Origin of the sequence: Janthinobacterium algoris, from assembly GCF_051380935.1 — a bacterium.
GTDB lineage: Bacteria > Pseudomonadota > Gammaproteobacteria > Burkholderiales > Burkholderiaceae_D > Janthinobacterium.
The window spans coordinates 118,339-142,177 of sequence record NZ_JBNYXZ010000006.1; the positions used below are offsets into that span (position 1 = coordinate 118,339).

Here is a 23,839-nt window from a genome sequence, read left to right on the forward strand (position 1 = left end):
CAAGAAATGAACGAGAAAACCGGCGACGGCACCGCCGCAAGGGGCCGGCGTGTCATGAAATACAACGCTGGACGGCGCCAGGCGTCCCTGCCCTCGCGCAGCGCGCCCGATTGCATGCATTTTGCTGGCAGTGTCGACCAGCTTTGCAGTATGCTGATAAAAAATAATACTGCCAGGCAGATACCTATAAGAAGAGTTCCCGCAAATGACCGAACAGATGAACGAGAGCTGAACCATGCCAGAAACTAGCGACTTATCTGTCCTGATCGTCGACCCGAACCCCAGCATGCGGGGCAATCTGCACAATATGCTGAACCAGGCGGCCATCACCAAGGTGGAATATGCCGTCAATTCCGGCACGGCCATCCGCTTGCTGACGAAGAAACCGTTCGACATCATCCTGTGCGAGTACGATCTTGGTAGCGGCACGGACGGCCAGGATGGCCAGCAATTGCTGGAAGACTTGCGCCATCACAAGCTGATCGGCCTGTGGACGATCTTCATCATGCTGACCTCCGAAGCCATCCACAGCAAGGTGATCAGCGCGGCCGAACTGATCCCGTCCGACTACATATTGAAACCGTTCACGGTCGACGTGTTGAGCGGACGCATCGCGCGCGCCATCGAGCGGCGCGCCATTTTCCTGCCCACGTATCAGCTGATCGACAAGGGCGACTTGCGCGAAGCCGTGAAAAGCTGCCGCGCGGCCGAACTGCAGCACCCGCGCCTGGCGGCCGATTTCACCCGCCTGCGCGCCGAGCTGCACATCGCCCTCGATGAGTGGAAGGAAGCGGAACAGCTGTACGCCGACATGCTGGCCTTGCGGCCCATGGCCTGGGCCCATCTGGGCTTGGCGCGCACCCTGTTCGAACAGCAGCGCCATGAAGATGCGCAGGAGGCGCTGCTGGAACTGGTGGAGACCTATCCCCGCTTCATGGCCGCCTACGACCTGCTGGCGCAAAACCATGAAGCCATGGGCCAGCAGATGCAGGCGAAGAAAATCCTCGAAGACGCGGTGGCCATCTCGCCGCACATGGTGAGCCGCTTGCGCCACCTGGGTGGCATTGCGTTTGACACGGGCGATATCAGCGCGGCCGAACGGGCCTACAAGCAGGTAGTGACCAAAGCGAAGTACTCTGAATTCCGCGACCCGGAAGACCACGTCAACCTGGTGAAAACGCTGGTCAAAAAGGGCGATGCACCGCAAGCCAGCGGCGTGCTGCGCGACATGGAGCGCTCGCTGCGGGGCGGCGCCAACGTGGAAGCCTGCCGCGCCATCTCGGCCGCCATGCTGCATGAACTGTCGGGCAATGACATCGCCGCCGCCAGCGAACTGCAGCTGGCCGCCGCCGCCCTGGACACGGCGCGTGGCCTGTCGACGCAGCTGAAGGTGGGCCTGGTGCAAAGCTGCCTGAAAAATAACCTTGAGCAGGCGGCATCCGACGTCATGATGAAACTCGTCAACGAAGCCGACAGCGAGGTGACGATGGAAGCGGCCGTGGCTGTGTTTGAAAAAGCGGGCCGCCATGACCTGGCGCAAGGCATGGGCCAGCAGATCAGCAACCAGGTGCAGGAACTGATGCAGGACGCAGCCAGCAAGTCGGAAAGCGGCGAGCTCAAGGGAGCCGTGTTCGTGCTGCGCCAGGCCCTGCGCAAGACGCCAGGCAACCTGCCCGTGCTGTTCGCCTCTGTCGACGCCATCCTGCGCCAGCTCAATATGCTGGGCTGGGAAGCCCCGCTGGCAGAACAGGCGCAGCACCAGATGCAGGTGATCCGCAAGATCGATCCCAAGCATCCGAAGCTGGAGTCGCTCAAGCAGCAATACGCTGCCACACAGCACAAATACGGTATCGCTACCTGACTCCTGCCCGCTCCTTTAAGGTCCGTCCACACCAGCCTTTGCCATGGCCGCAAATTGCAGTTCGCTGTCCCTTGGCGACTAACTCGTTGGGTAGCGCATTTCCAGCGCCACGCCGCCAAGTTTGAAAACCAGGTTGGCTGAATTCCAGCCGCTATATTTGTGGGAGGTGCTTGGGAAGTAAGTTTCGTTGTCGAGTATCAGGTGATACTCGCCTGGAATCAGCTTGAAGTCCATGGAGAAGAAGCCCGAGCGCGCAACATCGACGGAGCGATTGAAGGTATCCAGGACCCGCTGCACATCAACAGCGTGATCAAAATCAATTTCCGAATTGTAAATTGCCCTTTCTGTGCCGTCGGGGAACCGCACCAGCAAGCGGTGATACACCGAGTAGTTATGCATGCCCGCCCCAAGATGCATGTCCACTCGGGGGCCGACTTGCAATCTGGTGAGGACTTGCACATGCATCCTGACGTCGATTTCCTGGCCTGTGTAGCTGAACAGATGCTGCATTACCAGACTGTGCTCCCGCGAGTCTGCCTTATAGGCATTCTGGACCTGAAAAAACGTCTCAGTAACCTCGCCCTTGCCATTGGTCAGCGGGTGTCTGCCGGGCGTGTGCGTTTCGCTAAAATACGTGACATGCGGATTCCCTTTAGGGAATGGCGTGTACTTTCGACTTTGCTGGACGCTGGCAGGAACACCACGAAACAGTGGGCTGCCGTTAAAGATGCCAACAGCCAACACAGGCTCGTCAGGACCAAACACCGGGTATAGCGCTGGTGTGGCGCCACGGAACCTGCTATCGATCGATACGCCAACTGCCGGCGCAGTAGTCGGAAAGTGCCATTTGTAGCGCGCGACCGTCACCCGCGTCGTCGCTACATCCCTCAGCACGGCCCTGTCATCGGAGGCGATCAGATCCAGGCAAGCGAACGGCGCCTGACGCTGCTGCCCGGCCTGGGCTTGTGCGTAGCCACTCACGTCCATGGGCGGAACTTTACCATCGCGCAAATCAGAAGGACGGAACAAGGACCGGGCATACATGCCCTGGATCGCCGCTTGCGGAGACGCCGCCAACGGCCCTGTCGACTTTCGGCCCACCAGATTCAATGCGGCGCACAGCAAATCGGTACGCAGCAGTATCTCGTCCACATGCACAGGAAACTCACGTGCGCTCATGTCTGTCATGCCGGCGCGCATGATGGGATCGAGCGACAGGAAAATAAAATCCTCAACTGCTGCGGTATAAGCCTCAGTCTGCTCGCGCATCAACAATCCAAAGTTTTGCTGCAGATATTGCTCGATGCGGTTGGCCGCGAATTGATCGGTACTGAGTGCCAGGCAATGCACGCACAGCCCCTTCAACTGGACAGAGATAGCTTGGAGGAAATATCCCTCGATCACCAGATACGCCGATTCTCGGCTGATCTTCTTATTGCGCACCTGCTGCGCCAGCTCCTTGGCCCAATGATCCAGCAATGAATCCTGCCCAAATGCCGCTTTCGCCAATACCCGACGGATGGTATCGATGCAATCGGGCACATCCGCTACGTACGACGCGAACTCATGGGCCGCTTTCATCAGATAATCCGGCGTCATGCCTGGAAAGTGCGGCATATTTTCGGTCAGTAGCCGCAAAGAGATGGCGCCACCAGTGGCATCCGCCTTCAGCAGGCTGGCGTCGGCGTCGGCGTAACCATAGGCGACATCGATGCGTCCCATGGCAGTCAGCAAGGTTTCCACCTTCAAGCTCTTTTCCATGAAATTGTGCAACTCGTCCAGTTTCAACAAAATTTCCGAGGTCATGGACTCGACCCGGTCCAGCGAGCGCTGGACTTCAGTAAGCTTGTCACTGATTATGTCCAGCTTGCCAGCCAGGTCCGGGCCGCCCATGCCGACCGCTCCCAGGAATTCCTGGAACAGCATGCCAGCGGCCGCCCCGACAATCCCGCTGGCGGCATTCTTGCCGATCCACTTGGTCAAATTGCCCGCCGCTGACCAAGACAAGGAGTTCAGTTGCAAACTCGGCGCGCCCAGCATTGCTGCAGTAGCAGCGGCATCCGGCTGTGTATCGATGTGCATATCGGCATCCTTGTCATATTGATCAGGACGACAACTGTATCTGAAAGATGGCGTTGCTAAAAATTATTTGTGCTGCGTGCACAAACAGGTATCGGCTCGACATGGTTCTCACTACGGGAGCGTGTAAAGTGAGACGCTGCGCCTCCGTTAGCCTGCAACACCTGCTGTCAGCGACGCGAGGAAGATTGCCATCTTGGATGAAGTGACAAGTTCTGGTGAATAGTCCAGCAGCGATGCCGATAGGCCGAAGCGAGTTCTGACCCGCGTGCCGATGCCGTCCAATAGCCGCATCACTGGATATCGGATATCCGCCGACTATTCTTTTGCCATCATGGGACGGTCATGTCCAAACCGACCATCCTGACAACGAAGAAGGTGACGATCCCCAAGGCCAGGAGCGATAGCACGAAGAATGCGACCACCTTGCCGCTCGCGCGTAGCACCGCGCGATTCTGCTTCGCCTTATCCTTATCCTTCTTCCCTTGATCGTAATGCCACTTGATGGCGAAGAACATGCCCGTGCCGAGCACGAGAGCCTTGAACGTAACGAAGACTATAGGGGTCCAATCCATCATTTTGAGTATTTCCAGTCTATTACTTGACACTATCTATCGTGAGGAACACTACCTCAAAACGCTGCTTCAGCAGCTTCTGTTCCAACCAGCCCCCCAGGCATCGCGTTTGAAGCTTTCATTATATCTAGCGATGAAATAACGATGGCATCCAGCGCAGTGATGTGCCGAATGCGGATGAGAGAGGAGAAAACGTCAGTGACTGCCATGCAAGGACGGCGTTGCTGCACGTTCTGAAGCATAGTACTTGAAAACAATTTCCATACATTGAGACAAAATGTCCCAGTTGAAAAAAATGCAAGATAAAAATTGGGCTATCTGCTTGCCGCCATAGGACGGGAACAAAGGGCCGCGTTTTTTGCAGATTGCGGATGCGTTGCTCGATGTTTCCTATTTTTTCTACAATATATTGCACAACATATTGTATTATCGAGTCTCAACGAGGGGAAACATGAAAATGCGCTATCACTTATGTCTACTTCAAACGCTGTCGGCGTTGTCCATCATTTGCGCATCGGGCGCTTTTGCCGAGGCACCGGGCATCTCACGAGACGAAAAGAGCGAGATCATCGCCTCGCTCAACAGCACCTTGAATGCAAACTACGCGTTTCCCGACATCGCAAGAAAAATTGCGCCGGTGCTTCAGGAGCATCTGAAAAAGGGAGATTATGACTCGGCGGCGACGAAGGCAGAGTTTGCGAGCAAGCTGACCGACGATCTCATCAAAGTCAGCGGCGACTTGCATTTCCTGGTCGGTGCCGACCCAAAATGGATCGCGGAATTCAAGGCGAAGGCCAACCCGGTGCTCAAGGCCAAGATACAAAAAGAAGAGTCGAGCAGGCTCGAGGAAACCAATTTCGGTTTCGATAAGGTCGCTCGCCTGAAGGGAAATATCGGTTATATACGATTCAGCTATTTTGCTGATCCGGAACTTGCCTATGATACGGCGGCGTCCGTTATGCGCTTCGTGGGCAATACGGACGCCCTCATCATTGATTTGCGCTATAACAATGGAGGACATCTGGAAATGGCGCAATTTCTAGCGAGCTATTTCTTCTCCAGCGAGAAAGACCAGCTGCTCTTCGACTATTACTATAATGAGGATGGCAAGCGTATACAGCGCGGGCAATGGGTGCTGCCGGGCCTGCCGGGCAAACGCATGGTGGACAAGCCGGTGTATATCCTGACCGGTTCCACGTCGTTTTCCTCCGCAGAATGGTTTTCCTATGCGATGAAGAAGCTAGGGCGAGCGACACTGATCGGGGAGCGGACCGCCGGTGGTGCGCATCCGGTTGCGCGTAAGCCGCTCAACGACGATTTTTTCGTGCAAGTGCCGATTGGCCAGATCCAGGATCCCGTAGATCATGGCGATTTCGAAGGAACCGGCGTGCAACCCGATATCCCAAGCCCGTCTATTCGCGCGCTTCCTCTGGCACACAAACTGGCGCTTGAAAATCTGGCGAAGACCGATGACGCCAGGCGAACCGAACTTGCCTGGCTGCTCCCCAGCTTGACGGCAGCTATCGAGCGCCCGCGCGTCGATGCCGCGATGTTGAAGCAAGCCGCCGGAAAATATGAGGGCCGCCAGATCATCCTGGACAATGGCACGCTCTACTATCTCTGGCGCGATCGGTTTCGGGTCGCACTTGAGCCGATCAGTCCCGAGCTGTTCGCGGTGGAAGGCGTGTCAGATTTTCGATACCGCTTGAGTGTTTCGCGCGGAAAAGTGACGGCGCTGGAACGCGTGAACAAGGACGGTAGCATCCAGAGGTACAAGCGCCTTGACTAAGGAAACACATCACCTGGCTGCGATCGATGACGCCGTGTTTCTCGGCCGCGCCGTCGAACGGCTGAGCGTCCTGATCGCTGAGCAATCCAAGACTGTCTTCGATACGATGGGGATCGTCATCCCGGTTCGTTCGTGCTCACTGATGACTGTTCTTGCAACGCTCGGCACGGCCTCCGCCTCGGATCTGGCGCGCGAACTCGGACATTCGCACCAGCTGGTCATGCAAAAGATACCAAAGCTGCTCCGTCTGGGCCTCATACAGTATCGGAACGATGACAATGATGCACGGCGACGAATATTTATGCCCACTGATGATGGCTTGTCGCAGCTTGCGAAATTCGAGCAGTGCACGGTGCTGATTCGGGCGGCCTATGCCGGCTTGTTTGCCGAGGTGGGGGACGTCAGGCAATTCGTGGATCGAGCCGCCGATGCGCTCAACGAGAGGCCGCTGGACAAACGCATAAGCTCCCCGGCCTGACGGAGACGGGGTCCATTTGAGGCCAAAAGCGGACAGCGTCACGCAAGGCGTCGTTCATTTTTATCTAACTCATCACGTTCATGTCTAGCGCTCCGATCAGCAGTCGACAACAGACCAACAATGATAATCTCTCGATAATAGCCCCCTCACAGACAGCGATATACCCTGAGACACTTCATGAAAAAGATGACGGCGACAGAAAAGAAGACGATTACTCAAGACTGGAAAGAAGCGATTGGCGCATATGAAATATATAAGCCACTTCACTTATTGAAGCGTAACGGCCCTCTGCTGACTGGCATTTATCTAAAACCCGTGTATGGCGAGGAATATTATGTTCCCGTTTTCCACACGCACTCACTAATGACGCCGTTTCCTGTGGTTTCACTGGCCACACTTCCCGATACAAGCCAGGACCGACAATGTCTTGTTGCTGGCTTGGTGTCGATTTGCCAGATGATGGCATCACACCTCTGGGAAGCGGCGTATTTTTTAAGCCGAGCAGAGCCGCGCGGCACAGTTCCAAGGCAGGAAGTCGTCGACCCGGTTGACCGGGTGATCGGCGATATTGGCCGGCACATGGCAGCAGCATGCAGGTGCGCCACAGCGCGCCAGATTTGCCCAGGCTGTAGGTATCGCGTAGCTGCAGAATCTGGTCTTGGCTTTTCGGGTAGCGTTCCGGGAACGCCCGAAAAACGCCCAGAGTTAGGCGCACTGCCGAAGACAGTACGAATAGTACGGCGAGGCAGTGCAACAACGCCCTGGGCGTTTTATCGGGTGTTCGTTATTTACACTGAGAGCGATGCCATGTCGATGACGAAGCGGTAGCGTACATCGCTTTTGACGACGCGCTCAAACGCCTCATTGATATCCTGGATGCGGATAATTTCGATGTCGGACACGATATTGTGCTTGCCGCAGAAATCCAGCATTTCCTGGGTTTCCTTGATCGAGCCGATCATGGAGCCGGACAGGCTGCGGCGCGCGCCCACCAGGCCGAAGGCGCTGATCGGCGGCACGGCACCCTCAGGGATGCCGACGATGACCATGCTGCCATCGACTTTCAGCAGGTTGATGTACTGGTTCCAGTCGATAGACGCGCCCACGGTGCAGATGATCAGGTCAAACGTGCCGGCCAGCTTGCTGAACGTTTCCGCATCGTTGGTGGCGTAGTAATGCTTGGCGCCCAGACGCAGGCCGTCTTCGCGCTTCGACAAAGTCTGGCTCAGCACCGTCACTTCGGCGCCCATCGCGTGGGCGATCTTGACACCCATGTGGCCCAGGCCACCCATGCCCAGGATGGCGACTTGCTTGCCAGGGCCGGCCTTCCAGTGGTTCAGCGGCGAATACAGGGTGATGCCGGCGCACAGCAGCGGCGCGGCCGCGTCCAGCGGCAGGTTGTCGGGAATCGACAGCACATAACCTTCCTTGACAACGATGCTGTCCGAGTAGCCGCCCTGCGTGGCCGTCTTGCCGTCCGCTTCGACGCCGTTGTAGGTCTGGATCAGGCCTGGCATGTACTGTTCCAGGTCCACGTTGCGCGTCTTGCAGGTGGTGCAGGAATCGACGAAGCAGCCCACGCCCACATGGTCGCCCACCTTGAACTTGCTGACGTTGGCGCCAACGGCCGTGACGACGCCGGCGATTTCATGGCCGGGCACCATCGGGAAGGTGGCGCCGCCCCATTCGTCGCGCGCCTGGTGGATGTCCGAATGGCACACGCCACAGTATTTGATCGAGATGGCCACGTCGTCTTCGCGCGGGGCGCGGCGCTCGAACGTGAACGGTTGCAGTGCGGAGGTGGGGCCCAGTGCGGCGTAGCCTTTGGCGATGGTGGTCATGAAAACTCCTGTATCTATAGGTGTGTGACGAGGGGGGACGCGTGCCGTGCATGCGATTGCACAAGTGTGCCTGAGAAGCCCTCCCGCCGTTACCGCGATCCTGCAAGACCTTTGCACGATCCTCCAAATCTGCGTAAGATCAAGCCCTGCCCTTCCTCGCCTCACGCATACTCGCCCCATGTCCACACAGATCCTCCCGCAAGATGAAATCGCCGCCCTGATCAGCCGCCACGCGCCGCGCAATGGCGACTACACGACTGCCATCGGCAACCTCACATTCCACCGTCAGTCCTCGGTCACCGAATCGCTGTTCCATGCGGCGCGCCCCAGCGTGGCCATCATCGCGCAGGGAGCGAAGGACGTCACCCTGGGCAGCGAAACCTTCCATTACAGCCGCATGCAGTATCTGCTGACCTCCGTCGACCTGCCGGTGCAGGTGCGCGTGGCCGAAGCGAGCGTGGACAAGCCGCACCTGTGCGTGGTGCTGGGCATCGACATCGCCGACGTGGCCGCGCTGCTCGACAGCGACAGTGGAGGCGAAAGCGCGGCGCAAAAGATTCTCCCCGCCACGCGCGGCATTTCCGTCAGCGACGTGTCGCCTGAGCTGCTCGACGCCATGCTGCGCCTCGTGCGCCTGCTGGACAAACCGGGGGAAATCGCCACGCTGGCGCCCTTGATCCGCCGCGAGCTGACTTACCGCCTGCTCAATGGCCCTGTCGGCGCGCGCCTGCGCCACATGGCGCTGGCCAGCAGCCAGTCGCACCAGGTGGGGCAAGCCATCGACTGGATCAAGCACCATTACGCGCAACCGCTGCGCATCGAGCAGCTGGCCGGCATGGCGAACATGAGCATGTCCTCGCTGCACCACCACTTCAAAGCCATCACCGCCATGACGCCGATGCAGTACCAGAAGCTGCTGCGCTTGCAGGAAGCGCGGCGGCTGATGCTGGTCGAGCAGATCGACGCGGGCACGGCCGGCTACCGCGTCGGCTACGCCAGCGAATCGCAGTTCAGCCGCGAATACAGCCGCCAGTTCGGCCGCGCCCCCATGCGCGACGTGGGCCAGGTGCGGGCGCAGATGAGCGGTGCCAGTGCCGGCACGGCCTATTCCGTCTTGCCGTAACCGCCGCCCCCCGGCGTCTCGATCACGAACACGTCGCCTGCCTGCATGCCGGTTTTGCCGATATGCGCCAGATGCTCCACCGTGCCGTCCACCCGCTCCACATAATTGCGTCCCAGCGCACCCGCCTCGCCGCCATCCATGCCGAACGGCGGAACAATCCGGTTGTTCGACAGAATCGCCGCCGTCATCGGCTCCAAAAAGCGCATCCGGCGCACGCCGCCATTGCCGCCATGCCAGCGCCCCGCGCCGCCCGAACCTGCACGGATGCTGTAGCTGTCCAGGCGCACGGGGAAGCGCCATTCGAGGATTTCAGGGTCCGTCAAGCGCGAATTGGTCATGTTCGTCTGCACCACGTCCGTGCCGTCGAAGCCGGGACCGGCGCCCGAGCCACCCGAAATCGTCTCGTAATACTGGTACTTTGCGCTGCCAAACGTGAAGTTGTTCATCGTGCCCTGCGAGGCGGCCATGGCCCCCAGCGCGCCATACAGGGCATTCGTGATGCAGGTCGAGGTTTCCACATTGCCCGACACGACGGAGGCCGGGTACTGCGGGTTGAGCATGGAGCCGGGCGGGATGATCACGGTCAAAGGCTTCAGACAGCCCGCGTTCAGCGGAATGTCGTCATCGACCAGGGTGCGGAACACGTACAGCACTGCCGCCATGCAGACGGCGGACGGCGCATTGAAATTGTTCGGCAGCTGCTCAGACGTGCCAGTAAAGTCGATGGTGGCGCTGCGCTCGGCCACGTTGACCTTGATCGTCACCTGGATGCGCGCGCCGTTGTCCAGGTCCAGCGCATAGCTGCCATCCTTCAGGGTGGTGATGACCCTGCGCACGGCTTCCTCGGCGTTATCCTGCACGTGGCCCATGTACGCTTGCACGACGGGCAAGCCGAAATGCGCGACCATCTCGTGCAGTTCTTCGGCCCCCTTCTGGTTGGCCGCCACCTGGGCGCGCAGGTCGGCCAGGTTTTGCCGGGGATTGCGGGCCGGCCAACTGGCGCCCGCCAGCAGGGCCAGGGTCTCGTCTTCGCGCATCACGCCCGTGGCGCCGTCGACCAGCTTGAAATTGTCGATCAACACGCCCTCTTCTTCGATGCGCGTGGAATCGGGCGGCATGGAACCGGGCGTGGTGCCGCCGATGTCCGCATGGTGGCCGCGCGAGCCGACATAGAAGAGGATGGCGTCACCCGCTTCGTCAAACACGGGCGATATCACCGTCACGTCGGGCAAATGCGTGCCGCCGTGGTAGGGGTCGTTCAGCATGAAGACGTCGCCGGGCTGCATGGCGCCCGCATTGCGCGTCATGACGGTGCGGATGCTCTCGCCCATGGAACCCAGGTGCACGGGCATGTGCGGCGCATTGGCGATCAACTGGCCTTGCGCGTCGAAGATGGCGCAGCTGAAATCGAGCCGCTCCTTGATGTTGACGGAGTGGGCCGTGTTTTGCAGGCGCAGTCCCATCTGCTCGGCAATCGACATGAACAGATTATTGAAAATTTCCAGCATCACGGGGTCGGCTTGAGTCGCTGTTGGCAAACCCTTGGCGCGCCGCTCCGGCAAGGCGACGACCCTGCGCAAGATCAAATGGCCGTGCGCCGTGACCTCGGCGCGCCAGCCCGGTTCGATGACGGTGGTGGCGTTGGCGTCGCTGACGATGGCAGGACCAGCGATGCTATCGCCGGGACGCAGGCTGTGCGCCCCATACAGGCCGCTGTCGCGCCACGCGCCGGCGCAGTACATGGCCACCGTCGCCACGGGCGCCAGCGCGCCGGCACGCGCCGCATAGGCCGGCGCAGCCACTTGCGGCGCATCGGACGCGCCGATGGCTTCCACGGAAATGGCTTCGACGATCAAGGCGCGCGCCGGCATCAAAAAGGAAAAACGCTTTTTATACGCCGTTTCGAACTGCGCCTGCATGCCGGCCAGCGTATCGAACAGCACGACGAGGGCCGAATCCGTGCCCTCATAGCGCAGGTGTACGCGCGACACCAGCGCGATGCGCTCTCGTTTCACACCCTGGCGCAGCAAGTCGCCCCGCGCCAGCTCGCCCAGTTGCACAAGATCGGCGGCCAGATCCGCGCCCAGTGTCGCCTCGACGGCCTGTTCGCGCATGGCGCTCTGGTCGGCCAAGCCCATGCCGTAGGCCGACATCACGCCCGCCAGGCTATGGATGAAGACCGTGCGCATGCCCAGCGCATCGGCCACCAGGCAGGCGTGCTGGCCGCCCGCGCCGCCAAAGCTGGTCAGGGTATATTCGGTGACGTCGTGACCGCGCTGCACGGAAATCTGCTTGATGGCATTCGTCATATTGCCCACGGCGATGGCGATATAGCCTTCGGCAACCTGTTCCGGCGTCGAGTTCACCGTGCGCGCCAGCGCCGCGAACTGGGCGCGCACCGTGGCCACGTCCAGCGCTTCATCGGCGTCGGGACCAAAAACGCGGGGAAAGAAGGCGGGCTGCAGCTTGCCCAGCATGACGTTGCAGTCGGTGACGGCCAGCGGCCCGCCGCGCCGGTAGCTGGCGGGGCCGGGGTTGGCGCCCGCGCTGTCCGGCCCCACCTTGTAACGGGCACCGTCGAAATGCAGAATGGAGCCGCCGCCGGCGGCCACCGTGTGGATGCTCATCATGGGCGCGCGCATGCGCACGCCGGCGATCTGCGTCTCGAATACGCGCTCAAATTCGCCCGCGTAATGCGACACGTCCGTCGAGGTGCCGCCCATGTCGAAGCCGATGACTTTATCGAAACCGGCCAGCGCGCTGGCGCGCACCATGCCGACGATGCCGCCCGCGGGGCCGGACAAAATGCTGTCCTTGCCCTGGAAGGCACGCGCGTCCGTCAAGCCGCCATTCGACTGCATGAATTGCAGGTGCACGCCAGGCAGTTCGGCCGCCAGTTGGTCGACATAGCGGCGCAAGATGGGCGACAGATAGGCGTCGACCACCGTGGTGTCGCCGCGCGCCACCAGTTTCATCATGGGGCTCACTTCGTGCGATACGGACACTTGGGTAAATCCCGCCTCGCGCGCCAGTTGCGCCAGCCGCGCCTCGTGTGCATGGTAGCGGTAGCCGTGTATGAGCACGACCGCGATGGCGCGTGCGCCGCGCGCATGCGCGTGTGCCAGCGCGGCGCGCGCAGCCGCCTCGTCCAGCGGCGTGACCACCTCGCCGTGGGCGCCCAGGCGTTCATTGATCTCGATCACGTCGCCATACAGCAGCTCTGGCAAGACGATCTGGCGCGCGAACAGTTGCGGGCGGTTCTGGTAGGCGATACGCAAGGCGTCGCGAAAACCGCGCGTGATGGCCAGCACGGTCGGTTCGCCCTTGCGCTCAAGCAGCGCGTTGGTCGCCACCGTCGTGCCCATCTTGATGGCGCCCACCAATTCGACGGGCAGCGGCGCTTCGGGCACAAGCCCCATCAGCCGGCGCATGCCCGCCAGCGCCGCGTCGCGGTACTGGCCCGGACTTTCCGACAGCAGCTTGCAGGTGGCCAGGCTGCCGTCAGGACGGCGCGCCACGATGTCCGTAAAGGTGCCGCCCCGGTCGATCCAGAATTGCCAGTCCATCGTCCTGCCCCCGTACTTATGTGAGATGGCTATTGTAGCCGCCAAACAGGGGCGCGTTTCAGGCGTGCGCGCCTTGCCTTTCACCCGGTTCGGCCTTATGTTGAAGGCATGCTGACTAACGGAACACGCTCCATGCCCCTGATCGACTCTGCAACACCGCTGTACGCCATCGCCGAACTGCGCGCCATCGAACAAGCCGCCATGCGCGACCTGCCGCAAGGGCTGCTGATGCAGCGCGCGGGCCAGGCCGCCGCCAGTGCCGCCCTGAAGCTGCTGCACGCCCAGGAGGATGCCGGCGACGCGGGCCACCGGCTCGTATTGGTGCTGGCAGGCCCCGGCGACAACGGCGGCGATGCGCTGGAAGCGGCCGCGCACCTGGCCGACAGCGGCACCGAGGTGCTGGTATGGCTGGCGCCGGAGGCGCAAGCCACGTCGCCCGAACGCGAACAGGCCCTGAGCCGCGCGCGCAACAGCGCCGCCCGCTTCATGGACGCGACGACCTCCATGGCCTCGGCCGCAGTGAGCGCGGCGCCATGGCACCTGGTTATCGATGGCCTGTTCGGCATCGGCGCATCGCGCCCGCTGGACGGTGAATGCCGCGAAGTGGCGCAGCTGGTCAACAATCTGGCATGCCCCGTGCTGGCGCTCGACGTGCCCAGCGGCCTGCATGCGGAGACGGGCGCCATCGACGGCGTCGCCATCCGCGCCACGCATACGCTCACCTTCATCGGCGACAAGACGGGCCTGCACACGGCAAACGGCCGCGACTACGCGGGCGAGGTGGAAGTGGCGGCGCTGGCCATCGATCCTTCCCTGCTGCCGCCCGCCAGGGCCCAGCTGGGCGGCCTGCACCTGTTCGCCCATCAGTTGCAGCCGCGCCGGCAAAACACGCACAAGGGCAGCTACGGCAGCGTCGCCATCATCGGCGGTGCGCAAGGCATGGCGGGCGCGCCCATCCTGGCGGCGCGCACGGCCCTGCATGCGGGCGCGGGCAGAGTGTATATCGCGTTTCCCGATGCGCCGCCCGCGTTTGACAGCGGCCAGCCGGAACTGATGTGCCGCCGCGCGCAGGACATGGATTTTTCGGGCCTGCACTTTGCCGCGCTGGTGGCCGGTCCCGGCCTCGGCGACGACGTCGATACGGTGGAGCTGCTGCAGCGGACGTTTGAGAGCGACAGCCCGCTGCTGCTGGACGCCGATGCGCTGAATCTGATGGCGGCCGAGCCGGAGCTGCAATCGGCGCTGGCCGTGCGCACGGGCGCTGGCGCGACAATCTTGACGCCCCATCCGCTGGAAGCGGCACGCCTGCTGGACCTGACGGTGGCCGAGGTGCAGGCCGACCGCCTGGGCGCGGCGCGCCAGTTGGCAACCCAGCTGGGCGTCATCGTGGTGTTGAAGGGATCGGGCACGGTAATCGCCGCACCCGATGGCCAGATCGTCATCAACAACACGGGCGGCCCCGCGCTGGCGACTGCCGGTACGGGCGACGTGCTGTCCGGCCTGTGCGGCAGCCTGCTGGCGCAGGGCTGGCCGGAATGGGAAGCGGCGATTGGTGCTGTCTGGCTGCACGGCGCGGCGGCCGATGCGCTGGTGGCCTCGGGCGCGGGTCCCATCGGCTTGACGGCAGGAGAATTGATTCCGGCCATCCGCAAGCTGATCAATGCCTTGTCGGCGTAATAACGCCATATTACAAGGAATGTCACGACGCCTGACAGTACCCTAGCGAGCGTCAGTGATTTGTGGCCGAGAAGCGCAACTGTGCTCTAGCACAGTGAGCATCGCCGGCCGCAAAGCGCGACGCGCAGTAGGTAATGTCAGGTGTATCTAGATCAAGCGGCCTGCTGAGATCGTGATGGTGCGGCCGCAACGGGCCGCAATCGAACTGTCATGCGTTACCAGCACCAGGGTCGAGCCGCGTTCGCGGTTCAGCTCGAACATCAGCTGGATCACGGCCTCCCCGGTGGCCGCGTCCAGGCTGCCCGTCGGCTCGTCGGCGAACAGCAGCGGCGGTTCCGTGACAAACGCGCGCGCCAGGGCGACGCGCTGCTGCTCGCCGCCGGACAGGTATTTCGGATAGTGTTTCAGACGGCTACCCAAGTTGACCCTGCCCAGCATGGCTTGCGCCTTCTCTTTCGCATCCGGGTCGCCGCGCAATTCCAGCGGCAGCATGACGTTTTCCAGTGCCGTCAGGTGCGCCAGCAGCTGGAACGACTGAAACACGAAACCCAGCTTTTCCTTGCGAAAACCGGCGCGGCCATCTTCGTCAAGGGCGAAGATATCGGTGCCGTCGAGGATGACCTTGCCCTCGCTGGGCCTATCCAATCCGGCCAGCAAGCCCAGCAAAGTCGACTTGCCGGAACCGGATGCGCCGACGATGGCCAGCGTCTCGGCCGTTTGCACGGTAAAATTGACTTGATGCAGGATGGTCAGCTCACCATCGGCATCGGGTACGCGTTTGGCCAGCTGGACCACTTCGATGGCAGGTTGGCCGTTATGACTCTTGCTTGCAGCAGGCCGCTGAGCGGCTGCATCGGACGGGAGAAAACTGGTGGAAGTCGCTTTAGGGAATTCGGGCATGCTGATCTATCTTAAAAAATTTCGTGAACAAATAAGTGTCAAGGGCAGCAACCGCATGCGGCGGCGCGCGCTGTCCCTGCTTCCTGCTGCAGCCCTGCTGCTGGTACCCTGCATGGCAAACGCCTATTCTGCACCAAAAACGCTGCTGGTGCTCGGCGACAGCCTCTCGGCCGAGTATGGGCTGGCACGGGGCACGGGCTGGGTGGCGCTGCTGGAACAGCGGCTGGCAGCGCAAAAGAACGACACGCGCATCGTCAATGCCAGCATCAGCGGCGAAACCACCAGCGGCGGCCGCGCGCGCCTGCCTGCCCTGCTGACGAAGCACCAGCCCGATGTCGTGCTGATCGAACTGGGCGCCAACGACGGCTTGCGCGGCTTGCCCGTGGCGGCCGCCGAAGCGAATCTGCGCGCCATGGGCGAGGCGGCCAGGAAAACGGGCGCGCAGGTGGTGCTGGTAGGCATGCGCATGCCGCCCAATTATGGCCGCTCCTATGGCGAGCAGTTTTATGGCGTGTACGGCAAGCTGGCCAAGGAATGGAAGGCGCCGCTGGTGCCCTTCATGTTTGAAGGCATCGCCGACCAGCCACAGCTGTTCCAGGCCGACCGCATGCACCCGAATGCGCAGGCGCATCCGACAATTTTGAAAAATATCTGGCCGCAACTGGCGCCATTGCTGAAAGCCAAGTAAACCTGCGTCAAGCCCGCACATGCGGCAGACAAAAAAATAGCCGCTTGAGAGCGGCTATTTTTATGCGTGGAAACTAAATCTTACGGTGCTGGTGCTGCGGCTGCTGGGGCGGTGACCGGTTTGACGATCTTCACCTTGGCCTTGTTTTTCAGGTACTCGACATAATCGAACATTTCCTGCTGTGCCAGGATGCCGCTGATCTGGTCTTTCTCTTGCTGGCGGCGCGCAGCATCGACTTGCGCCGGCTGTTGCACCTTGGCGATGCGGTAGATGCCGTAGCCCAGCGCTGGCAGGTCCACACCCACATAGGCTGGCAGCTTGCTCGTGTCCGCTTTCATGACTTGCGCGATGGCGGCACGGTTGATGCCGTCGAGCTTGCTACGCGACACCCACTGTGCTGTGCCGAAACCAGTGGCGTCACCCGAGGCTTTCAAGGTGGCCAGCTTGGCCTCGCCTGCTTTCTTGGCCAGCTTTTCCGCTTCTTCCAGGGTCACGCGCTGACGGATCATCGCTTCGACTTCGGCCAGCGGACGCTTCGAGGCTGGCTTGAATTCCACCACGCGGCCGGCGATCAGCACGTTCGGCGCAACGGTCACGGCTTCCGTGTTGCGCTTGTCCTTCAATGAATCGTTCGAGAAGATGGCGGTCAGGAACTTGGCGTTGTTGAACGGCGCCTTGCCCAATGCTGGCGACGGCGTGCGCGACAGGTTGGCGACGCTTTCCACTTTCAGCTTCAGCTTGTCAGCTACCGGCTTCAGGCTGTCCGATTGCTCGTAGACCGTGTTGGTGAACATTTCAGCCATTTCCGAGTATTTCTTGGCAGCAAATTGCTTGCGCAGATCGGCCGTGATTTCGCCGCGCACTTCATCGAGTGCCTTGACGTGCTGTGGCTTGAGCGAGGTGACCGTCAGGATGTGGAAGCCGAAATCGGAAGCGACGACATCGCTGATTTCGCCTTGCTTGAGTTTCGCCACGGCATTCAGCAATGGCGTAGGCAAGCCATCCTTGCCGATCACGCCCAGGTCGCCGCCCTGTTCGGCGGAGGCCGGGTCATCCGACTTGGCCTTGGCCATGGCGGCAAAGCTGGCAGGCGCTTTGCGCACATCGGCCAGGATGGCTTCAGCCTTGGCCTTGGCGGCTGCCTTGTCGGCGGCCGAGGCGTCTTTCTTGACGGCTACCAGGATGTGACTGGCCTGACGCGCTTCCTCCGTCGTGTAGGCTTTCTGGTTCTTCGCGTAGTAGCCGGTCACGTCAGCGTCGCTGACGTCGACTTGCTCGCCGGCAGCGCTGTCGTCCAGCACGACGTATTCGATCTTCGCTTGTTCCGGGATCTCGAAGAACTTGCTGTTCTTGTCATAGAAAGCCTTGATCATGGCGTCCGTCACTTTGACTTCCGGCACGTACTGGGCGATCGGCAACAGCAGTTCCTGCACTTCACGCTCTTCCGAAGTGATGTCGGACAGGCGCTTGGAGACGCTGCTCGGCGCGAAGGCGGTGCCTTGCACGGCGCCGGCCAGTTGCTGCAGGGCCATGTCGCTGCGGCGGCGCGCATCGTACATCTGCGGCGTCATGCCTTGGGCGGCCAGCATGGACTTGTAGCGTTCCAGGTCGAATTTACCGTCCGGCAAGGTCAAGCCTGGGATTTCCAGCACTTCCTTTTGCAGCACGGCATCACTGATGACCAGGTGGCTACGGCCCACTTCCGCGGCCACGGCGCGCTCGGCGATCAGGTTGTCGAGGATGCTCTGGCGCGCTTCCGGCGTATCAAACATTTTCTGGTCGAACTGCTCGCCCATCATCTGGCGGTAGCGGTCGATCTGCTGGCGTTGCGCTTCTTCATATTGCTGCTGCGTAACCACCTGGTCGCCGACCTTGGCGATGGTGTTTGCGCCGTCGCCGAAGCTTTGGTAGCCGCTGATACCGACCAGTGCAAAAGACGGGACGATGACCAGCATCAAGAGAAACTGCATCAAGCGTCGATGGGTACGAATAAATTCAAACATGGTCAGCCAATTCGGGATGAGTGGATCACTATAAAAAAAGGCGAACATATGTTCGCCTTGATTTCTTCGGCGGAATGGACGGGACAGATGTCCACTTCCCCTTTAGATTCAACAACTTGGCGCTGGAACTAAAGCAGGATTCTGACGCCCAAGCCATTATCTCCTGATTCTACAATGCCCATAGCGCTATAGCAAGAGTAAATCAGGGCACGCGCCCTGCCCTCAAGCTGCGGCACAGGCCGCTAAAATCGACGCCACGGGCGCATGCAGAGGAACATGGCAAGCGCGATCATTAAACACGCCCAGGCTTAAGGCAGATTTAAAACGCTGGCGGCTGGATATTCAGGGCGGCGGCCGGAGAATTAAACCGCGCGGCGCGAAAGATAATCATGAAGCGCAAAAGAAAAACCCGCGCTACTTATTCAGCAGCGCGGGTTTCTATATTCTGGCGGAGCGGACGGGACTCGAACCCGCGACCCCCGACGTGACAGGCCGGTATTCTAACCAACTGAACTACCACTCCTTAAGAGCGTATTTTTTTGGCGGAGCGGACGGGACTCGAACCCGCGACCTCCGACGTGACAGGCCGGCATTCTAACCAACTGAACTACCACTCCGAAAAATACACAGTACTACTTGCATTTGCATCCAGGGTTGCCATTCGAAGAACCTCAACCCTGAAATTGCGGCCCCCGGAGGCGCCGCCAAATGTTTCCGGTGATTGTCACCTCACCGAAGTCCGTTAGTTTACAGCATCCTTCAAAGCTTTGCCAGCTTTAAATTTTGGAACTTTTGCAGCTTCGATCGTGATCGCTTCTTTGGTACGCGGATTGCGGCCGGTACGCTCAGCGCGTTCGCTGACCGAGAAAGTGCCAAAACCAACCAGCGTCACGCTGTCGTTGTTTTTCAAAGTTTCCGTCACGCCGCCAATAACAGCGTCGAGTGCGCGCGCAGCGGCGGCTTTGGAAATGTCAGCTTTTTCAGCAATGTGGTCGATCAATTCAGTCTTGTTCACTAGCATCCCCAATTACAAAGGTATAAAACGTTTACCGTATCGTTGCGGCACTTTTGGCACCACAGCTGTCCGGCGAAAAAAATGTGCAGGCGTATTAAACAAGCCACACTGTATATGTGTCAAGCGCTTTGGGGGCGCAATTCACGTTTCAATATAAAACAAGCGCTCTAAAAGCGCTTGTTTGGGGAAAACAGGGGTAAAACGTTAGTGTTTTACTACCTCGCCAGCCACGTCAGGCTTGGCTGCGGCGGCCGTGACAGCCTCCACGGCAGCGACTTCCACCAACGGTTCTGGCATGCGCTCGAGGGCGATTTCCAGCACTTTATCGATCCAGCGCACGGGCACGATCTCCAGCTTGTTCTTGACGTTGTCCGGAATTTCGGCCAAGTCCTTCACATTTTGCTCTGGAATCAAGACCGTCTTGATGCCGCCGCGATGGGCCGCCAGCAGCTTTTCTTTCAGGCCGCCAATCGGCAACACTTCGCCGCGCAAGGTGATCTCGCCCGTCATCGCCACGTCGGCACGCACGGGGATGCCCGTAAAGACCGATACCATCGCCACCGTCATGGCCGCGCCAGCCGAAGGACCGTCCTTCGGTGTCGCGCCTTCCGGCACGTGGATGTGGATGTCGCTCTTCTCGAACACGTCCGCCTTGATGCCCAGGCGCTGTGCCCGGCTGCGCACCACCGTGCGGGCTGCCTCGATCGACTCTTTCATGACGTCGCCCAGGGTACCCGTGCGGATGATGCCGCCCTTGCCCGGCATCGACACGGCTTCGATGGTCAGCAGATCGCCGCCCACTTCCGTCCATGCCAGACCGACCACCTGGCCCACCTGGTTTTCTTTCTCTGCGACACCGAAATCATAGCGGCGCACGCCGAGGAATTTATCCAGGTTTTTCGAGTTGACGATGACTTTCTTGTCGGATTTCTTCAGCAACAGCATCTTGACCACCTTGCGGCAGATCTTCGACACTTCACGCTCGAGCGAACGCACACCGGCTTCCCGCGTGTAGTAGCGGATGATGTCGCGCAAGGCTGACTCGGCCACCGAGATTTCGTCTTCCTTCAAGCCATTGTTCTTGATCTGCTTCGGCAACAGGTAGCGTTGCGCGATGCTGGTCTTTTCATCTTCCGTGTAACCGGACAGACGGATCACTTCCATGCGGTCAAGCAAGGCTGGCGGAATATTGTACGAGTTCGACGTGGCCACGAACATCACATCGGACAAGTCGAAATCGACTTCGATGTAATGGTCGGAGAACGTGTGGTTCTGTTCCGGATCCAGCACTTCCAGCAGGGCCGACGAAGGATCGCCACGGAAATCGGCACCCATCTTGTCGACTTCATCGAGCAGGAACAAGGGATTGCGCACGCCGACTTTCGCCAGCGATTGCAAGATCTTGCCCGGCATCGAGCCGATGTAAGTGCGGCGGTGGCCGCGGATCTCGGCTTCGTCGCGCACGCCGCCCAGGGCCATGCGCACGAACTTGCGGTTGGTCGCGCGGGCGATGGACTGGCCCAACGAAGTCTTGCCCACGCCCGGAGGACCGACGAAGCACAGGATAGGCGCTTTCAGCTTGTCGACGCGCTGTTGCACCGCGAGGTATTCCAGGATGCGTTCCTTGACCTTGTCGAGGCCGTAATGGTCGCCCTCGAGCACTTTTTCCGCATTCGCCAGATCGTTATTGACCTTGGATTTCTTTTTCCAAGGCAAGTTGACCAGGGTATCGATGTAATTTCGCACGACGGTGGCTTCGGCCGACATCGGCGACATCAGCTTGAGCTTTTTCAACTCGTTGGTGGCCTTGTCGAGCGCTTCCTTCGGCATCTTGGCCGAAGCGACTTTTTTCTCCAGCTCGTCGAGGTCGGCACCATCTTCGCCCTCGCCCAATTCTTTCTGGATCGCCTTGACTTGCTCGTTCAGATAATACTCGCGCTGGGACTTTTCCATCTGGCGCTTGACGCGGCCACGGATGCGTTTTTCCACCTGCAGGATGTCGAGCTCGCCTTCGAGCTGGCCCAGCAGGTGCTCGAGGCGTTTGGCCACGCTGAAAATTTCCAGGATGACTTGTTTTTGCTCAAGTTTCAGCGGCAGATGCGCGGCCACCGTGTCGGCCAGGCGGCCGGCATCGTCGATGCCCGACAGGGATGCGAGGATTTCCGGTGGAATCTTTTTGTTCAGTTTGACGTACTGGTCAAACTGCTGCACGATCGCGCGGCGCATGGCTTCGACTTCCGACTCGTCGCCCGGCTCGGACTCGAGCGGCGTCAGGTCGGCGATAAAGTGCGTCGGCGCATCGCTGATGTGATTGATACGAGCACGCTGCGCGCCTTCGACCAGCACCTTGACGGTGCCATCGGGCAGCTTCAGCATTTGCAGAATATTGGCGACACAACCAATTTCATAGATATCCGAAGGAGACGGCTCGTCCTTCGCGGCTGCTTTTTGAGCGGCAAGCATGATGCTCTTGCCCTGCTCCATCGCAGCTTCCAGCGCCTTGATCGACTTTGGACGGCCAACGAACAGCGGTATCACCATATGCGGGAAAACGACGACATCCCGCAACGGCAATAACGGCAGTTGAGTTTGCTCAGTTAATTTGGAAGTTGTCATGGCGTACCTTATAGAAAGCGTGTTTACGATGTTGGCGCTCGCTGCCAAAACACAAGACCGGCGAGAATAAATAATTCTGTGAAACAAACATAGAGTCTATTTCGCAAAACACACCCGCATGACGGTAACAAATGCAGTTTTAACAGTAAAAAAGCCACGCGCAGCTAAGCGCCGCGAGTGGCTTTACGATTGAAGCCTGCACTCATTGATTTAAATTGTACTGCCATGCATTAAGGAATCAAAACCCTTTTTATGCATTTGTCTCGGCAGTTTTCAATTTTCTCCGGAGGCCTTGGCAGTCTCTTGATAAATCAACAAAGGTTTGGCGCCACTGGTGATGGTATTTTCGTCGATGACGACTTTCACCACATTTTGTTCACTCGGCAGTTCGTACATGACGTCCAGCAAAGCATGTTCCAGGATGGAACGCAGGCCACGGGCACCGGTCTTGCGCGCCAGGGCCTTTTTTGCGATCGCATGCAGGGCGGCCGGACGAATCTCCAGTTCCGCGCCTTCCATCTCGAGCAGCTTCGAATACTGCTTGATCAGCGCATTCTTCGGCTCGACCAGAATCTGGATCAACGCCTCTTCCGTCAATTCCGCCAGGGTGGCGATGACAGGCAGACGGCCCACCAGTTCCGGGATCAGGCCGAACTTGACCAGATCTTCCGGTTCCGCTTGCAGCATCAGTTCGCTGGCCGAGCTTTGCGACTTGCTGCGCACTGTGGCCGAGAAGCCGATGCCGCTCTTTTCGGAACGGTTGGCGATCACTTTCGACAGGCCGTCAAAGGCGCCGCCGCAGATGAACATGATGTTGGTCGTGTCGATCTGCACGAAATCCTGGTTCGGATGCTTGCGGCCGCCTTGCGGCGGCACGGAAGCCATCGTGCCCTCGATGAGTTTCAGCAAGGCTTGCTGCACGCCCTCGCCCGACACGTCGCGCGTGATGGACGGATTGTCGGACTTGCGCGAAATCTTGTCGATTTCATCGATGTAGACGATGCCGCGCTGGGCTTTCTCGACGTCATAGTTGCAGCTTTGCAGCAGCTTCTGGATGATATTTTCCACATCTTCACCCACGTAACCGGCTTCGGTCAGGGTGGTGGCGTCGGCGATCACGAACGGCACGTTGAGCATGCGCGCCAAGGTCTGCGCCAGCAGGGTCTTGCCCGAGCCGGTAGGACCGACCAGCAAGATGTTGCTCTTGGCCAGTTCGATGTCGTCTTTCTTGCCTAGGTGCTTGAGACGCTTGTAATGGTTGTACACCGCCACCGACAGGATGCGCTTGGCAGTCTGCTGGCCGATCACATACTGATCGAGCAAGGCGGCAATTTCTTGCGGCGTCGGCAGATCGGATTTGGTACCGGTCACCGTCTCGATGCTCGACGTTTCATCACGGATGATGTCGTTGCACAGGTCGATGCACTCGTCGCAAATGAACACGGACGGGCCGGCGATGAGTTTCTTCACCTCGTGCTGGCTTTTGCCGCAGAACGAGCAATACAGTAATTTTTCGCCGCTAGAGGATTTTTTGTCTGACATAAGGCATTTTGGTTGGAACTGCATTAACAATATTGCAAAATCGCAAGCCGGAGTGCGGTAGTTACCTGAAAGACAACCACCGATGG

The 23,839-nt window shown here is 59.8% G+C and carries 16 protein-coding genes and 2 tRNA genes; 7 read left to right on the forward strand and 11 right to left on the reverse strand.

The annotated features are described in order from the left end of the window. Positions 1-235: 235 nt before the first annotated feature. On the forward strand, positions 236-1,861 hold the full coding sequence (locus tag ACQ4W7_RS11085) for a response regulator (protein WP_426070962.1): 1,626 nt from the start codon (positions 236-238) through the stop codon (positions 1,859-1,861). 78 nt (positions 1,862-1,939) lie between these two features. Here ACQ4W7_RS11085 and ACQ4W7_RS11090 read toward each other — a convergent pair whose 3' ends face one another. After that, on the reverse strand, positions 1,940-3,943 hold the full coding sequence (locus ACQ4W7_RS11090) for a hypothetical protein (RefSeq protein WP_436530442.1): 2,004 nt from the start codon (positions 3,941-3,943) through the stop codon (positions 1,940-1,942). 329 nt (positions 3,944-4,272) lie between these two features. After that, entirely contained in the window at positions 4,273-4,518 is a 246-nt protein-coding gene (locus tag ACQ4W7_RS11095; RefSeq protein ID WP_426070960.1) for a hypothetical protein, read from the reverse strand. A gap of 448 nt (positions 4,519-4,966) precedes the next feature. Between ACQ4W7_RS11095 and ACQ4W7_RS11100 the strand changes: the two genes are divergently transcribed. The 3 genes from ACQ4W7_RS11100 (at position 4,967) to ACQ4W7_RS11110 (ending at position 7,610) form a co-directional block, all read left to right on the forward strand. Continuing rightward, positions 4,967-6,304 (forward strand): S41 family peptidase, encoded by a 1,338-nt coding sequence (locus ACQ4W7_RS11100; RefSeq protein ID WP_436530444.1) that lies wholly within the window; start codon positions 4,967-4,969, stop codon positions 6,302-6,304. After that, positions 6,297-6,782, forward strand: coding sequence for a MarR family winged helix-turn-helix transcriptional regulator (locus tag ACQ4W7_RS11105; RefSeq protein ID WP_426070958.1), 486 nt, complete (start codon positions 6,297-6,299; stop codon positions 6,780-6,782). The genes ACQ4W7_RS11100 and ACQ4W7_RS11105 overlap by 8 nt, the downstream gene beginning before the upstream one ends. A 177-nt stretch (positions 6,783-6,959) precedes the next feature. Beyond that, complete coding sequence (locus tag ACQ4W7_RS11110; protein WP_436530446.1) at positions 6,960-7,610, forward strand: hypothetical protein; 651 nt, start codon at positions 6,960-6,962, stop codon at positions 7,608-7,610. Here the strand turns inward: ACQ4W7_RS11110 and ACQ4W7_RS11115 are convergent. Further along, positions 7,571-8,623 (reverse strand): NAD(P)-dependent alcohol dehydrogenase, encoded by a 1,053-nt coding sequence (locus ACQ4W7_RS11115; RefSeq protein WP_436530448.1) that lies wholly within the window; start codon positions 8,621-8,623, stop codon positions 7,571-7,573. The two genes, ACQ4W7_RS11110 and ACQ4W7_RS11115, sit on opposite strands and share 40 nt — an antisense overlap. A 178-nt stretch (positions 8,624-8,801) precedes the next feature. Here ACQ4W7_RS11115 and ACQ4W7_RS11120 point away from each other — a divergent pair, with 178 nt between their 5' ends. After that, complete coding sequence (locus ACQ4W7_RS11120) at positions 8,802-9,746, forward strand: AraC family transcriptional regulator (RefSeq protein WP_436530450.1); 945 nt, start codon at positions 8,802-8,804, stop codon at positions 9,744-9,746. On the opposite strand, the gene ACQ4W7_RS11125 is transcribed toward ACQ4W7_RS11120, so the two are convergent. Next, on the reverse strand, positions 9,728-13,312 hold the full coding sequence (locus tag ACQ4W7_RS11125; protein ID WP_436530452.1) for a hydantoinase B/oxoprolinase family protein: 3,585 nt from the start codon (positions 13,310-13,312) through the stop codon (positions 9,728-9,730). The two genes, ACQ4W7_RS11120 and ACQ4W7_RS11125, sit on opposite strands and share 19 nt — an antisense overlap. A 132-nt stretch (positions 13,313-13,444) precedes the next feature. On the opposite strand from ACQ4W7_RS11125, the gene ACQ4W7_RS11130 reads away from it, so the two are divergent. Continuing rightward, on the forward strand, positions 13,445-14,989 hold the full coding sequence (locus ACQ4W7_RS11130; protein WP_436530454.1) for an NAD(P)H-hydrate dehydratase: 1,545 nt from the start codon (positions 13,445-13,447) through the stop codon (positions 14,987-14,989). 147 nt (positions 14,990-15,136) lie between these two features. Here ACQ4W7_RS11130 and ACQ4W7_RS11135 read toward each other — a convergent pair whose 3' ends face one another. After that, positions 15,137-15,784: an ABC transporter ATP-binding protein gene (locus tag ACQ4W7_RS11135; RefSeq protein ID WP_436530654.1), complete on the reverse strand. Its 648-nt coding sequence runs from the start codon at positions 15,782-15,784 to the stop codon at positions 15,137-15,139. Between the two features lie 103 nt (positions 15,785-15,887). Between ACQ4W7_RS11135 and ACQ4W7_RS11140 the strand changes: the two genes are divergently transcribed. After that, positions 15,888-16,577 carry an arylesterase gene (locus ACQ4W7_RS11140; RefSeq protein ID WP_436530456.1) on the forward strand — a complete coding sequence of 230 codons (690 nt, stop codon included), beginning with the start codon at positions 15,888-15,890 and terminating at the stop codon, positions 16,575-16,577. A gap of 80 nt (positions 16,578-16,657) precedes the next feature. Here the strand turns inward: ACQ4W7_RS11140 and ACQ4W7_RS11145 are convergent, their stop codons facing one another. The 6 genes from ACQ4W7_RS11145 to clpX form a co-directional block, all read right to left on the reverse strand. Continuing rightward, complete coding sequence (locus tag ACQ4W7_RS11145; RefSeq protein ID WP_436530458.1) at positions 16,658-18,580, reverse strand: SurA N-terminal domain-containing protein; 1,923 nt, start codon at positions 18,578-18,580, stop codon at positions 16,658-16,660. A gap of 446 nt (positions 18,581-19,026) precedes the next feature. Next, positions 19,027-19,103 (reverse strand) — tRNA-Asp (locus ACQ4W7_RS11150). Positions 19,104-19,120: 17 nt separating this feature from the next. Next, positions 19,121-19,197: transfer RNA gene (locus ACQ4W7_RS11155), tRNA-Asp, on the reverse strand. A gap of 125 nt (positions 19,198-19,322) precedes the next feature. Continuing rightward, positions 19,323-19,595, reverse strand: a complete 273-nt coding sequence (locus ACQ4W7_RS11160) for an HU family DNA-binding protein (RefSeq protein ID WP_010398442.1) — start codon at positions 19,593-19,595, stop codon at positions 19,323-19,325. A 204-nt stretch (positions 19,596-19,799) separates the two neighbouring features. After that, positions 19,800-22,211, reverse strand: coding sequence for an endopeptidase La (lon, locus tag ACQ4W7_RS11165; protein ID WP_426070951.1), 2,412 nt, complete (start codon positions 22,209-22,211; stop codon positions 19,800-19,802). Between the two features lie 273 nt (positions 22,212-22,484). Beyond that, entirely contained in the window at positions 22,485-23,753 is a 1,269-nt protein-coding gene (clpX, locus tag ACQ4W7_RS11170) for an ATP-dependent Clp protease ATP-binding subunit ClpX (protein ID WP_010398446.1), read from the reverse strand. Positions 23,754-23,839 lie beyond the last annotated feature (86 nt).